Annotated in this window: 15 protein-coding genes and 1 other annotated feature; of the genes, 5 read left to right on the top strand and 10 right to left on the bottom strand. The window is 44.2% G+C overall.

Annotated features, from left to right (window positions below):
• Positions 1 to 201 precede the first annotated feature (201 nt).
• Both L0M14_RS09130 and ftsW read left to right on the top strand, forming a co-directional pair.
• On the top strand, positions 202 to 549 hold the full coding sequence (locus L0M14_RS09130; RefSeq protein ID WP_235121824.1) for a YugN family protein: 348 nt from the start codon (positions 202 to 204) through the stop codon (positions 547 to 549).
• Between the two features lie 13 nt (positions 550 to 562).
• Positions 563 to 1,732 (top strand): putative lipid II flippase FtsW, encoded by a 1,170-nt coding sequence (gene ftsW, locus L0M14_RS09125; RefSeq protein ID WP_235121823.1) that lies wholly within the window; start codon positions 563 to 565, stop codon positions 1,730 to 1,732.
• A gap of 21 nt (positions 1,733 to 1,753) precedes the next feature.
• Here ftsW and L0M14_RS09120 read toward each other — a convergent pair whose 3' ends face one another.
• Entirely contained in the window at positions 1,754 to 2,131 is a 378-nt protein-coding gene (locus tag L0M14_RS09120) for an Asp23/Gls24 family envelope stress response protein (protein WP_235121822.1), read from the bottom strand.
• A gap of 165 nt (positions 2,132 to 2,296) precedes the next feature.
• Between L0M14_RS09120 and cax the strand changes: the two genes are divergently transcribed.
• A complete protein-coding gene (gene cax, locus L0M14_RS09115) occupies positions 2,297 to 3,343 on the top strand; it encodes a calcium/proton exchanger (protein ID WP_235121821.1) in 1,047 nt (348 codons plus the stop codon).
• 42 nt (positions 3,344 to 3,385) lie between these two features.
• Here cax and L0M14_RS09110 read toward each other — a convergent pair whose 3' ends face one another.
• From L0M14_RS09110 to L0M14_RS09075, 8 genes are all read right to left on the bottom strand, one after another.
• Entirely contained in the window at positions 3,386 to 3,673 is a 288-nt protein-coding gene (locus L0M14_RS09110; RefSeq protein WP_235121820.1) for an Fpa/YlaN family protein, read from the bottom strand.
• Between the two features lie 126 nt (positions 3,674 to 3,799).
• Positions 3,800 to 4,048, bottom strand: a complete 249-nt coding sequence (locus L0M14_RS09105) for an HPr family phosphocarrier protein (RefSeq protein WP_235121819.1) — start codon at positions 4,046 to 4,048, stop codon at positions 3,800 to 3,802.
• Between the two features lie 112 nt (positions 4,049 to 4,160).
• Positions 4,161 to 4,601 carry a TVP38/TMEM64 family protein gene (locus L0M14_RS09100; RefSeq protein WP_235121818.1) on the bottom strand — a complete coding sequence of 147 codons (441 nt, stop codon included), beginning with the start codon at positions 4,599 to 4,601 and terminating at the stop codon, positions 4,161 to 4,163.
• A 14-nt stretch (positions 4,602 to 4,615) separates the two neighbouring features.
• The gene (locus tag L0M14_RS09095; RefSeq protein ID WP_235121817.1) at positions 4,616 to 4,843 is read right to left on the bottom strand and encodes a hypothetical protein; all 228 of its coding nucleotides are present in this window, start codon (positions 4,841 to 4,843) and stop codon (positions 4,616 to 4,618) included.
• A 52-nt stretch (positions 4,844 to 4,895) separates the two neighbouring features.
• Positions 4,896 to 5,678 carry a hypothetical protein gene (locus L0M14_RS09090; RefSeq protein ID WP_235121816.1) on the bottom strand — a complete coding sequence of 261 codons (783 nt, stop codon included), beginning with the start codon at positions 5,676 to 5,678 and terminating at the stop codon, positions 4,896 to 4,898.
• A 120-nt stretch (positions 5,679 to 5,798) separates the two neighbouring features.
• Complete coding sequence (locus tag L0M14_RS09085; protein ID WP_235119064.1) at positions 5,799 to 6,692, bottom strand: IS3 family transposase; 894 nt, start codon at positions 6,690 to 6,692, stop codon at positions 5,799 to 5,801.
• A complete protein-coding gene (locus L0M14_RS09080) occupies positions 6,641 to 6,961 on the bottom strand; it encodes a helix-turn-helix domain-containing protein (protein ID WP_235119063.1) in 321 nt (106 codons plus the stop codon). The genes L0M14_RS09085 and L0M14_RS09080 overlap by 52 nt, the downstream gene beginning before the upstream one ends.
• A 98-nt stretch (positions 6,962 to 7,059) precedes the next feature.
• Positions 7,060 to 8,571, bottom strand: a complete 1,512-nt coding sequence (locus L0M14_RS09075; RefSeq protein ID WP_235121815.1) for a sensor domain-containing diguanylate cyclase — start codon at positions 8,569 to 8,571, stop codon at positions 7,060 to 7,062.
• Between the two features lie 811 nt (positions 8,572 to 9,382).
• On the opposite strand from L0M14_RS09075, the gene rpsD reads away from it, so the two are divergent.
• Positions 9,383 to 9,982, top strand: coding sequence for a 30S ribosomal protein S4 (rpsD, locus tag L0M14_RS09070; protein ID WP_235121814.1), 600 nt, complete (start codon positions 9,383 to 9,385; stop codon positions 9,980 to 9,982).
• 46 nt (positions 9,983 to 10,028) lie between these two features.
• Here rpsD and tyrS read toward each other — a convergent pair whose 3' ends face one another.
• The gene (tyrS, locus tag L0M14_RS09065) at positions 10,029 to 11,291 is read right to left on the bottom strand and encodes a tyrosine--tRNA ligase (protein WP_235121813.1); all 1,263 of its coding nucleotides are present in this window, start codon (positions 11,289 to 11,291) and stop codon (positions 10,029 to 10,031) included.
• Positions 11,292 to 11,339: 48 nt separating this feature from the next.
• Positions 11,340 to 11,604 (bottom strand) — a binding site (T-box leader).
• 132 nt (positions 11,605 to 11,736) lie between these two features.
• On the opposite strand from tyrS, the gene L0M14_RS09060 reads away from it, so the two are divergent.
• Positions 11,737 to 14,337 (top strand): transglycosylase domain-containing protein, encoded by a 2,601-nt coding sequence (locus L0M14_RS09060; RefSeq protein ID WP_311198861.1) that lies wholly within the window; start codon positions 11,737 to 11,739, stop codon positions 14,335 to 14,337.
• Positions 14,338 to 14,363: the final 26 nt, after the last annotated feature.

Below are 14,363 nucleotides of genomic sequence, written 5' to 3'. Positions count from 1 at the left end.
CAACTAATAAGCTTGACTGATAAAATCAGTGCTTTCTTTGAATCCTATTCTATCAAATATAAGGATTTGTTTCATCTAGAACTGGCATATCTAGGTTGCAGTCACATTTTGAAATTGCAACATACTGTTCACTTGCACAAGCACTGGAAACATACTATCATGAATAAAGAATGCATACGTACAATATGGAGGCGTTAAAAAGTGATTATTGAAACTACAGGTTTAAAAGGTTTGAAGAGCGATCTTGCTCACCTTGATGAAGTGACATCCAAATTGGGATTTGTTCGTTGGCAATGGGAATACACCCGCGCTACATACGATCTTAAAATTGAAGATAAATCTGGTAAAGCTGTCTACTTCTTACGTGTAAATGCTCGCGTAGAATCCGGTAAGCTGGAATCCCCTTACGCTGTCCTTTATCTAGAGGATGCCTACGTCGGAAGAGAAACATTCCCTCATGGCTTGGACTATAACGTAACTCTGCCAGATTCCGTCAACAAAATTATTCAGCAAAAGCTGTCGCAGCTAAAGCAATTACTAGCCGAATAAGCGGGGATTTCTTATGAATCCCCCTCGTCGAGGAACGCCGGACTTTCCGCTGCTCTTTCTCACATTGGCGCTCGTCTGTTTCGGACTAGCCATGGTATTCAGCGCCAGCTCTGCGACAAGCGCTTATGCCAACCACGGAGATCCATGGGTTTTTACCAAGAAACAGCTCTTGGCTGTCGGCATGGGTGCCGTCGGTATGCTCTTCTGCATGAACATCCATTACTCCAAGTTTAAGAAACTGGTCATTCCAGTATTCTTCGTCGTCATCGTGATGCTTACGCTTGTGCCATTTATCGGTGAAAATACCAAAGGCGCCAACAGTTGGTTTTATATTGGAGCCTTCGGTATTCAACCTACTGAATTCGCTAAGCTCACTATCGTCCTCTATTTGGCTGCGTTGATCAGTAACAAGGAAGAGAAATTTCGAGATTTCAAAAAAGGGCTCCTTCCCGCTCTCCTGGTTGTCGGATTCGTATGCTTTTTAATTATGCTTCAACCCGATCTGGGGTCTTGCATGATTCTTCTCGTCGGCTCCGCAATCGTGATCATGGTCGGAGGCTCCAATCTCAAGCACATCTTCTATTTAGCAGCAGGCTTTGGCACCATCGGGCTGATGGGCTTCGCTATATTTATCTTAAAGGGCTCCTCATCCGAGCATAACTACCGTTTGGACCGATTAACGTATTTCATGGACCCCTGGTCTGATCATCTGGACAAAGGGTATCAGGTTGTGCAATCCCTGCTTGCCTTCGGGCATGGGGGCTTAACGGGCACCGGGTTCGGTCAAAGCATTCAAAAGCTGCATTACCTGCCTGAAGCTCATAATGACTTCATTTTTGCAATCATTGGGGAAGAACTCGGTTTTATCGGTAGCGCCATATTTATTCTCATTTATTTGCTTTTTATCTGGAGAGGAATTCTGATTGCGGTCCGTAGCCCGGACATGTTCGGCATGTTAACCGGAGTTGGGATTATGGGCATGTTCGCCTTTCAGGCATTCATCAACATAGGCGGTGTGACCAGCACAATTCCACTAACCGGTGTTACGCTGCCTTTTATCAGCTACGGAGGGTCATCTATGATGGCCACCTTGATCAGTATGGGCGTGCTGCTTAGTATTTCACGTGAGCAGCATCGTGTCACAGAAACGACTGTAAAAAAAAGACCACGCTCGAATGTCTAATTCGAACGGGGTCTTTTCTATTTACTTCACTCTATGAGGGTCATCGATGTCATCTTCTTTGAAAGCAACGCCTTCCACCTTAACATTGACTTCTACAACTGACAGTCCCGTCATATTCTCGACGGCTTCTCTCACATTTTCCTGTAATTCCCGGCATACATCCTGAATCCGGGAGCCATAATGAACAATAACTCTTAAATCAATCGCGGCTTCTACCTGGCCGACTTCGACCGATACGCCTTTTTGCACGTTTTTCCCGCTCAAACGTTTTGCCAAACCTTCCGAAATGCCGCCTGACATGCCTGCAATTCCTGGTGTTTCCACAGCAGCAAGACCTGCAATCGTTGATACAACATCATCTGAAATGCGGATTAAACCGGTTTGATTGTCTTCGGACATACGGATCCACCCCAAACTTGATATAAATCTATTGTAATAAGTTCAATTGCTGAAAGCAAGAACAAGCCCCATTGCTGAAAATCGAATTTACTTTACATGGAAAAATCGGTATAGTAAATACGTCAACACACTGATCACATTTTTTTACAGTCGGAGGGTTCAAATTTGAAAGGGAAATTGTTTTATCTCGGCTTACTTGTATCGTTCGTCATCAGCGCCGCCGCGCATTATCTACAATGGAATCATACGGTTCAATTCGTAATATCAGCGATAGCTGTAGTGTTCGTGGCTGGTTTTTTAGGCAAAGCAACCGAAAGTGTGGCCCATTATGCCGGAGAGCGTATGGGAGGGTTTTTGAATGCAACATTCGGAAATGCCGCCGAATTAATTATCGCAATCTTTTTGGTCAAAGACGGCTTGTTTGATGTTGTAAAAGCCAGCTTGACCGGTTCCATTATCGGTAACCTGCTGCTGGTTCTCGGGTTGAGCGTCTTTGCGGGAGGGCTTAAATATAAAGAGCAATCCTTCAATGTAAAGCTCGCCTCACATAACTCATCATTGATGCTGTTAGGTGTAATCGCTCTATTTATTCCGGCTGTTTTCGCGAGAGGACTTACGACGAAGGAGACTTCGTCAATGAGTATGATCGTCGCCATATTGCTCGTTGCCGCTTATTTATTATGGCTGCTGTTTTCTATGGTCACCCATAAGAACATTTTATCCGACGAAGCGATTGAGCACGGAGAACCCGCCTGGTCAAAGAAAACGTCCATTCTCTTTTTAATTCTAGCAACTGCCATGGTCGCCTTCACAAGCGAATGGCTTGTGGGAACACTGGAAGAGGTCACTCATCGATTTGGGCTCTCTGAGCTGTTTGTCGGGGCCTTTCTGATTGCCATCATCGGCAATGCCGCAGAACACAGCGCAGCAGTTATGATGGCTATGAAAAATAAAATGGGAGCTGCCGTTGAGATCGCCATAGGAAGCTCTTTGCAGATTGCTTTATTTGTTGCTCCTGTTCTTGTTTTAGTTAGCTTTCTGATGGGTGGAACTCCGATGAATATCGTGTTCTCTACCTATGAGCTAGCCGCAATTGGTGTAGCTGTATTTATCACCAAATCCATTTCTCAAGACGGCTCCACGAATTGGTATGAAGGGCTGCTGCTTATGATTGTTTACATAATCCTGGGCGTTGTCTTCTTCTTAGTTTAGCTGCAAGTCCTGAAAGACAAAAAAAGTAACCCGCTTGTAGGGTTACTTTTTGGCATTTAGCGCTTCATACAGCTGTGCAAGATTTCGTTCCAATTTGCTAAGTATTTCCTTGCCAACCGTCTCAGATAATAGACCTGCTCGAACGGCAAAATCAATTTCTCTCGATAATCCGTACATTTGAGTATCTAATACTTCTTCATACAGAGGGCACTGACGTGTCGTCAAGTTTGCCATCTGTACTTCAATCAGCTTTTCGATTTTATCGGCATCTTCTTGCAGAAGACTGAGCGCTTTTTGATTCAAATTAAGCAATAGATCAGATGAAGACATTCCAACTTTCCCCCTTGTACGCTAAGTCATCCGTCCTTATATGATCTATATTAAGCGATATTGCCTGAATATACAAGAGAAGGTACCCTCAGAGATTGCGAGGATACCTTCTTTGAATTTATGTATTTATTCTTCAACAATGTTAACGCCTAGGCTATGCTTAGCAAACACATCAGCCATTGCTTTTTTAGCTTCATCAGCGTCTGGGCCATGTACATGAAGATCATAGTTACTGGAGCTAAGTAACGTAGTGAACAATCCTAAGATACTTTTCACATCGATATACTTATTATCGTATTGAAGAACGATAGACGATCTAAATTTGTTTGCAGTTTGGGAGATTTCAACAATAGCTGCGTTATTTGCACTTGGCATAGTACATTCCTCCATTTTCACATATAAATCGGGTCACTTGCTTCCTCTATGATAACTTGTAGATACATGTAAGCGCAACAAAAATATTTCCTTCAATATCCATACTCACTCTTTACTTTTTATTGGATGTAAGCATTTTCTTTGACCAATTCCCAATGATCAGCAAAATAACAAATACCACTACGAGCATGAGAAGCCTGCCTTTGTACTTATGAAAATGAAACAAGTCATGCGCAATCATGGATTCCAGAAACACAATCGGAGCCTTCCCGAGCAGTGTTCCGTACAGAAATTGTGTAAATGGCATCCTAGTAAGTCCCGCTGCGTAATTAATCGCTGATGAAGGCAGGATAGGGATAAGCCTCCCGATCAACACATAAAAGAATCCCTGCTTCTCCATCCGTTCGCTAAACTGCATAACTGCAGGAAAGCGCTGAATTCTGCGTTCAACCCAATCATGCCCATAGTACCTGGCAAAATAAAAGGATGCTACGGCTCCTACACAAGCCATTATGTAATTGACGAAAAATCCCCAATGTATGCCGAATATCACCACATTCGTACCGGCTACCAGAACAAAGGTATAAACGGAAAAAAGGTTTGCAGAATGACCAGCGCCATACCTAATAATTTGCCATAAATACCAAGAGACCTTAAGTAATCAGATAGTTGCTGCATATTGCCATGCAAGATCCGGTTTCCGGCATGTGTATCAAACAGAAAATAAAGCAAACCTGCAATAAGCAGGATAATCATAAAAGCTTGTACGAGCTTCTTTCTAGTAAAAAACGACAATTTCCGACCACCCTCTCCTCAGACCCAATCATTGTACCATGATCGGACAAGTTCAGGAAGAGGAATCTGGTATCACAGCAGGCGCTTTTACTGTATCAAATTGAAACGTTGTGATCGAGCTTTCTTGCCTCTCTGCCCCTCCCTGCTTATAATCCATCATCGTCGTGATCTGCATCTGTTTTATGGTTTGGGCCCCGGACGCATCCAGCCATATTCGACATAACCGATTGACGGCGAGGGAACCCAGCATTTCGTCCAATTGGGATCTGGATTCTTTCATGAAAGTCTCAAGATTCGTGCTAACTTGCTGTCCTTGTTCCTTTGGGAGCTTGCTTAACTCACTGTTTGTCAAGCTTCGGGCCTTTGTGTTCAGAGCTTCCCATCGTTGTTCCAACTGCTGCTTAATAATGGGAGTCATTACTTCAGAACCGACCTTCACATCCATAACACGTGCCGCGCCCTTACTCAGTTCTTCATTCCAGCTCGGAACAGCATTCAAAGCTCTAAGCTGCTCTAATTGATCTATCGGATTAACCGGAATAAGTACATTCTCTTCATCCGATGGCTGCTCCTTTGAACGATTTGACTGTATTAGCAGTTGTTGCTCTCCTACTTTGTGCCCTTCAAACGCATTAGCAGTAAAAACTGTATGTCCCGCAATTGAGACTTGGGAAATCCCCTGAAAATATAGACTTTGCTGCTGCTTCACGCCACTAATGGCCTCCAGCATAATCTCATTAGGATTGCCTTTCTCTGGTGCGGAGCAGGACGTTAAGCAAAGCACGATTAAGATCATAACCCATATGTCAAATTTCATCGTCATCTGCTTCTTCATCTTCTTAACCTTCTTTCTCCTATGAAGAAGGTTTCCCAAAGACAGACAAAATTACGCAACAAAAAAACACAGCTCCAGGCAAGTGGTCAAGACCCCATTTAGTAGACATTGAAAAAAGCCCTAGGCAACAAGCTGGCGCCGGTACTCAACCGGAGTCAGCTTGTTTAGTTTTTTCTGTGCTCTTTCCTCGTTATAAAATCGAATAAATTCCTCAATTCGCCTTTGTACTTCCTCGATACTTCGGATATCATAGGGATAGAGAGCTTCCACTTTCAAATGAGAGAAGAAACTTTCCATAGAGGCATTATCATAACAATTGCCTCGGCGGGACATGCTGATTCGGGCGCCAACCTTTGGCAGCATGTCGTGGTAAGCATGAGACGTGTACTGGCTTCCTTGATCGCTGTGAACGATCAATCCAGACACGTCTTTATGCGCTTTAAATGCTTTTCTAAACGTATCTAATACAAGCGGATTGTCGTTACGGTTACTGATGTGATAAGCCACAATTTCGCCGTTCCAGAGATCCTTTATGGCCGATAAGTAGACCCGATCATCGAACACACGATATTGCGTAACATCTGTAACCCACTTTTGATTTGGACCGTCGGCATGGAAGTTCCGCTTTAGCAAGTTCTCGGCCACTCTCCCGTCGGATATAGCTGCTTCATGACTCGTTTGATACTTATATTTGCGGCGGATAATTGACTTGATGCCAAGTTCTTGCATAAGGCGCAAAACCTTCTTATGATTGACGATAAGGTTATGCTGACGATACAACTCATCTTGAATACGGCGGTACCCTAGAATCTTCTTACGCTGCTCGTAGATCGCCAAGATTTTGAGCTTTAGTTCTCCATCAGGATCTGTTGTCCTACGCTTTACATAGGCGTAGTAACCACTTCTGCTTACTCCCAAATAAGAACATAACTCTTTCACGCTTTGCTGCTCCTTCAACTCATCTATGACGTAGTATTTATCTTGTGCACCTCCCGACTCAAGATTTGTAACCACTTTTTTAGCACATCTACCTCTAATTGCAACTGTCGAATTAGTCGCTCTTGCTCTGTCTCTGCTCGAAAGGGGCCTCCACGCTTGTCCTTAAAACTTTCTTCGCCGCACTCACGGTATTTACTCATCCACTTCTTGACCCGTCCCTTATCATATATCCCCAAATGTTCTGTGATTTCTCGGTAGCTCCAACCCTCCACCTCATGTAAACGAATAGCCTCTGTCTTGATGGATTCTGGATAATGTCTAAACGTTTGTCCTTTGATCGCCATAGAAATGCCCCCCTAATAATTCATCGGTTTACCCAGGGGGTTTTTCCAATGTCTATTATAAGGGGGGCACTCCAAAGCTCAAGCTGTGTCTTCATATATCAACCTATTTGAATTTGATTTCGGCCATTATTCTTCGCTTGATACAGCGCCATATCCGCGCGATAGAACAATGATTCCACACTGATTTTATCTTCTTCCCAGTTCCAATCCGACACACCACAGGAAACGGTTACTTGCGGATTCGTCTCTTGGATTACTCTTGTACGGATTCGCTCCGCTATTCTTACCGTTTGATCCTTAGCTACCTGTGGCAGATAAACAGCGAGCTCCTCACCGCCCCACCTTGCGGCAATATCAGTATCTCGAATGCTTGTTTTAATAATATGACTGACCTGTATCAAAATTTTATCGCCAATTTGATGCCCATACGTGTCATTAACTCGCTTAAAATTATCAATGTCCACTACAATCAACGAGCCGCAAAAATCCTTTTTTTGCATAAGATTCGCTTGCTCATCCAAATAATGACGGGCGTATAACCCTGTCAAATTATCCGTGATGACCATCCGCTTAACCTCAGCATGTAAAGATGCATTGGTCATAGCCAGTCCGATGTGTCCTGATAATACTTGAAGCAGCTTATAATTATCGTACGAGAAGAAATTCGGTTTGCTGTGAACTACAAGAATAACTCCGACCACTTCACCATTCACTAAAATAGGAGAACCTATCAAAGAACGCGACTGACTTCTATCCATTAATGTCGAGCTTACTTTATTGTTCTGCCAATAATCCGAAATAATGATCGGCTCTTTTGTTGTATATATTAATCCGGAGAAGCCTTCGTCTAATGTAAATGTTTCGTGATACATCGCCGGAAGATTCGTCGCTTGCACGACAAGCTTCTCTTCATTTTTATCTGTTTGAAGAATACAGCAATAATCGGCTCCAAAAATAGAGAGCAGCTCGCTAGACGCAAAATTAAAAATTTCGTTCAGTCGCAAGCTTTGCTGGTTCAACTGCTTTGTAATTTCATTAATAAGACGCAGCTCATTGATTAATAAATTGGACTGCTCGTACAGCTTCGCATTCTCAAAGGCGGAACCGGCAGTATCCGCTAGTACAGAAATAAACTGCAGATCGGTGGAGTGTATTAAATCATACGCGGAGTGAAGATACAAAACTCCATACACGCCCTGTTTCCCTGATAACGGCACAGCAATGTTGCCATAGCTTGGACCATCTGTATCCGAAGTCGGTTCAAAAATAACGTGCCCTTCCATGAATGCTCTTGTACTGATGTCGTCTTCCAGGCTTTGAAAATTAAGTGGTTTTACAGGAAGACTAGTACTGTGGCTATCTTGAGATAACAACAGGTCCACTTCAATATTTGGGTACACACTGTGTATACTTTCGATTACTTCTGTTAATACCGAATCAACATCGATCTTGGCGTGAAGTTTTTTGGAAGCCTCGAATAAAACTTCCTGCTTTTTGGATTCCCTCTCGCTTTGCTGATTATGGCGGACTAGCTGCTCATATTTCCGTCTCTCTGCAAGAAGATACACACTGCTTTTCAAGGATTCCGCAATCGTGTATAGAGACGACACAAGCTTCGAAAACTCCGAAACTGTTAGACTTACGAATCCTAGGTAACCAATTGGAGTGCTCTGTTCATTCCAGAAGGGAACTGCCACACCCCTAGTTTCTAAATGAGTCGAGGTTTCTGATCGTTCGCTGACTAGTTCTAAGATAGCTGGCACAGCATCAGAGCTGGAAACTCGCTCCCAACAAGCAGATGGCCGGACCAAGTCGGTAAATTCGGTTTGAAGATTAGAACATGAATCTATAGGATTAAAATCTGTATTCATAAGCAAGAAGCAAGACTCTGAAGGCAACAGTTCTTCTGCGCCTTGGCTTCTCCACCCTGCAAACGCTTGCTGTATAAACGGCAGATATTGAACGGCACTTACATTATCGCTGGAAAGAAATAACCCACGGCGAAGAAAATCTTCGAAGTGCTTTGTATGAAAAATGGGATTCTGACAACGAAGGTTTTCGCTCATAAGCTGCTCCTTTAACAACTAAGTTATGTCATGATAGCTCTTGAAAACAATAACTGATACTATCATACTATTTTTCTTGGAGCATTGCACGAATTTTTCTCGAGCCACCAAGGGAAAGTCACTTGACACTACAAGGCGTTTTTTATAAAATAAGAAGTCGAGTACCAACATGATATCGGTGAATGCCATTTGTGATCACCCTCACTGATTTTGCTCCTGACAAGACAGCGGCTGAACTACTCTTGCCAGGGAGTCTCTACCTATCAGACTCGTAAGCAAAACCAGGCACTTGTCTTCACTCGAACATCTAGTGTATCTTACAACTAAATGTGAAAAAGAAGGAGTTTTTCCTAACATGGCACGTTATACAGGTCCTAAGTTTAAATTAAGCCGCCGTCTTGGCATTTCCCTAAGCGGTACTGGAAAAGAATTGAAACGCCCTTTCCCTCCAGGACAACATGGTCCAGGACAACGTAAAAAACTGAGCGGCTACGGCGTTCAACTTCAAGAAAAACAAAAACTTCGCCATATGTATGGTTTGAACGAAAAGCAATTCCGCAATCTGTTTGATAAAGCAACAAAAACAAAAGGTATCGCGGGTGAAAACTTCATGATCCTGCTTGAGAGCCGCCTGGACAACCTTGTGTACCGTCTTGGTCTTTCCAACTCCCGTGCAGGTGCACGTCAATTAGTTGCCCACGGTCACGTAACTGTAAACGGCAAAAAAGTGGATATCCCTTCTTACACTGTATCCACTGGCGACGTTATCAGCCTTCGTGAAAGAAGCAAAGGTCTTTCCACTGTGAAAGAAGCGCTTGCTAACCGCAACTACCTGCCAACTTACCTGGAGTTCAACGACTCCGGCATGGAAGGTAAATTCATCCGTCTGCCTGAGCGTTCTGAGCTTCCTCAAGAAATTGACGAGAAGCAAATCGTCGAGTTCTACAGCCGTTAATAAAAAAGGGACTGTCCCAAATGGGACAGCCCCTTTTTCTTTTCAATTAGCCTTGAAATTGAGCTAAATAGTAGTTTTTCTTCCCGCGTCGAATCACCAGGTAGGATCCACCTAAGCGGCCAAGATCACTTACCTTAGCTTCCGTCTGCTGCACACGTACACCATTGACAGTGACAGCACCGCTCTCAACATCCTGTCGAGCCTGTCGCTTGGAAGGTGCTGCTTTTACAGCCACTAGCAGATCGAGGATTCCCATATCTTCCAGATCAATCATGCTGGATGGAACATCCTGGAACGCTTCCTCAATCTCACTCTTTGACAGCTCTTGGATATTACCGCTAAACAATGCAGCTGTAATATTCAAGGCGCTCTGTAAAGCTTCTTCCCCATGTACGAGTTTGGTTACCTCGCTACCTAGTGTTTTCTGTGCCTCTCGTTTTTCCGGCTCCGTTTTCACTGTTTCTTCCAGACGATTAATCTCTTCATGACCAATGAATGTAAAGTATTTCAGGAAACGAATCACATCGTTATCATCTGTATTCACCCAGAATTGGTAGAATTGATACGGCGAGGTTTTGGCAGCATCCAGCCATATGGCTCCGCCTTCAGTCTTCCCGAATTTCTGACCGTCGCTCTTAGTCACGAGTGGCAGCGTAACTCCATAAGCTCGAACATCCGTCGTTTTGCCGATAAGCTCAAGACCCGCTGTTATGTTGCCCCACTGGTCACTTCCTCCGATTTGCAAGGAGCAGCCCTTGGTCTCAGCCAGCTTTAAGAAATCGTAGGATTGTAAAATCATATAACTGAATTCCGTGAAAGAAATCCCCTTGGTGATTCTAGAATCGACGGAATCCTTAGCCAGCATGTAATTCACCGTGAAATTTTTACCGATATCGCGAAGGAATTCAATCACGTTCAGTGGACCTAGCCAATCATAATTGTTCACTAACTCGGCTGGATTTTCACGTTCTTCGGAGAAGTCCAGGAATCGCGAAAGCTGAGATTTAATACTTTCCGACCAGGCTTCTACCACCTCCGGACCATTCAGCGTCCGTTCGTTCGCTTTTCCGCTTGGGTCTCCAATCAAGCCTGTACCTCCACCCACTAACGCTAGAGGAATATGCCCCGCTTGTTGAAATCTTCTTAATGTTAATATCGGAAGCAGACTTCCGATGTGGAGGCTGTCCGCCGTAGGGTCAAAACCGCAGTACAGCACCACTTTCTCCTCGCTCAGCTTCTTGTCGAGTCCCTCCCGATCCGTAATTTGATGCAGCAATCCGCGAAACTCCAAATCCTGTAAAATGTTCATGTTGAGCCAGTCTCCTTTTTCAAGTAATAAAAAAAAGCCTTATCATCCACAAGGGACGAGAAGGCTTTAGCTCGCGGTACCACCCTAATTAAAACAGCGGTTACGTATATTTATACATAAACCTGCTATTTTCACTCAATACCGATAACGGCGGCGCACCGGCAATCGCTACTCATGAAGGGATGTACCCTGCAAGTTCCCAACTGCTGCTCAGAACCGTAATTCACTAACGTGCAGGTACCGGTTCTCACCAACCACCGGCTCTCTGAAAGCATCTGCAAGCTACCTACTGCTGATTCGTCTTCGCATTTTTCATTATCCAATTTTATAGCACAGCATATGAATTTTGTCAAACTTGATCCTTCCACTTTATACGAGAGAATTACCGAACCAATGGCAAATATGGTATAATAGCAAGGTTCACGTTAGGAGGAATTTTGAACTTATGCGCAAATTTTTTGCCAAATTAAATCGACCTTGGATAAGAATGACGTTAAAAGTAACAGGAATTACTCTGAAATGGCTAATCATAATGGGATTCCTCGCCGGTCTTCTAGGAGGATTTACCGCATTCGGCTATGTCAGCGCGTTAGTAAAAAAGGACCCTGTCCGCAGTGAGGAATCCATTCGGGAGCAGATTCAGGAAAATGCAATTACAGGCTTCGCCTATTTTGATGACGATAAGGTCATCGGACAGCTCCGTACAGAGGAAGACCGCCGGCTTGTTGCTCTCGCGGATATCCCGCAAATTCTTTTGGACGCGGTGCTATCCATTGAGGATAGTGATTTTTACAATCATCGTGGCGTTGATTTTAAAGGACTTTACCGTGCTGTCACTCAAAAGCTCTTGCATGAGGACGTCCAAACAGGCGGAAGCACCATTACCCAGCAGCTGGCCAGACGTGTATTTTTGACCCTGGATCGGGATGACGGAAGGAAAGCTAGAGAAATTCTACTCGCTTTGCGAATGGAACGACTGATGTCCAAAGACGAAATCCTGTTGGCTTACTTGAACAAAATCCCTTATGGCAATGGTCATACCGGATATAACCTTTATGGAATTAAGGCAGCTGCCAAAGGCTTATTCAATATTGATGATTTAAACAAATTAAACATCGCTCAAGCAGCTTATCTAGCAGGCCTGCCTCAGCTGCCCTCCCAATATTCGGCTTATACAAGCAAGCCTGAATTTGACGAAGACGGATTCAAGAGAGCTGTTACCAGGCAGCAGCTTGTGCTGAGACGCATGCTTGAAGAACACAAAATAACAAATGAACAATATCAAGAAGCGTTGTCCTTTGATCTTCGCGGTTCGATGCCGGAGGCTTCTCAAAAAGCTTATACAACATACCCGTATCTCATGATTGAAACAGAACGGGAAGCAACTGAAATACTACTGAAGCTGCAAAAGCCGGACATTGATCCCAACAAGGATCCTGCCGCTTACAATGAGGCGTTCAAATCTGCACAAACCCAGCTCCTTCGGGGCGGATATCAAATCTATACCACGATAGACAAATCGATCTATGATTCCATGCACGAAATCTCAGGCAATGATAAGAACTTCGCGCCTTATGATGAGAAGAAGAAGGATGAGCAAGTTGGCGCCATCATGATTGACAACAAAACCGGTGCGATTAAAGGTATGATTGAAGGAAGAGACTTCTTTAAGGAACAGCTGAATCATGCCACGCAAGCCTATAGGCAGCCGGGTTCGACCATGAAGCCAATCGCCGCTTATATACCGGCACTTGAAAAAGGCGCCATTCAGCCTGCTAGTATTTTGGATGATGTGCCGATCATTCTAAAAGATGGAGTTAAAGGCTTCCATCTTCCGGAAAACTGGGACCACAAGTTTCACGGCTTGATGACCGCGAGACGCGCTCTTAATCAATCGTATAATATACCGGCCATTGACCTATTCTTAAACAAGGTCGGAATCGATGAGGCTTGGAACTTTGCCAAGACGCTTGGTATCACCTCCATTGCCAAGGAAGATTACTACGCACAAACAGGGGTCATCGGAGGACTCAGCCGCGGTACATCCGTTAAAGAGCTGACAGGCGCTTACGCCTCCATCCCGAATAAAGGTGTATTTAATGAAACTTATATGATCAGAGCTATTAAGGATTCTAACGGCAAAACAATCTACGAACATAAGGAAGAGCCAGTTACTGCCTTCTCCGAGCAATCGGCTTACCTGATAACGGACATGATGAAAACTGTCATCTCCCAAGGGACCGCTACCGATTTGATGAAGAAATATAAATCATACGGCAAGATTGAAATATCGGGTAAAACCGGTTCTACGCAGGACGATGCCGATGCATGGTTTATGGGCTTTACACCGGATATTACAGTTGGTGTATGGATTGGATACGACCAACCGATTAACAAGCTTTCCTCGAAAATCGGGCAAACGAACCACGCCAAAGATATTTGGGCGCTTGTCATGAACAGCACCATTGAAAAGCACCCCGAGCTGTTTCCTAACAAAGCATTTGAGAAGCCAGATGGCATTGTCAGTGCGACAGTTTCCGATCTTTCAGGTATGCTGCCAAGTGAGCTCACAACCAAAACCGGTCATTTGGTAACCGATATTTTTAATAAGAAATATGTGCCTACAGAAACCGACAATGTCATGCTGAATGCGAAAATCAGCACCTATAATGGGGTTAATTACTTGGCACAGGAAGATACGCCGGCAGACTTCGTCCAAGAGAAAACCGTAATCAGAAGACAGAAGTCGATCAGCGAGCTGCTTAAGGAAGTTGAAACCGCCATGAGTAAGCTTCCTGAAAAAAGCAGAAAGCCGATAGATAGTTACAAACCGACGGACTACGATTCAGACGCGCCTTCCGAACTCGATCCTCGTGTTGATGACGGCCTAGTACCAACGGCTCCGAGCACTGTCGTTGCCACTAAAGCCGGCGATAACGCGGTGATCACATTCAGGCCAGCCCAAGTCCAGATCTGGTCGGATATCGGATTTATCGCTCTGATAACCACGGCAAATTCCAGCTGCTGGGCGGCAAAGTTGTTCTAGCCGGCGCGGAAACTAAGTTTGAAGAT

The organism is Paenibacillus hexagrammi, assembly GCF_021513275.1.
GTDB classification, from domain to species: Bacteria; Bacillota; Bacilli; order Paenibacillales; family NBRC-103111; genus Paenibacillus_E; species Paenibacillus_E hexagrammi.
This window is presented reverse-complemented; position numbering and strand designations above follow the sequence as displayed.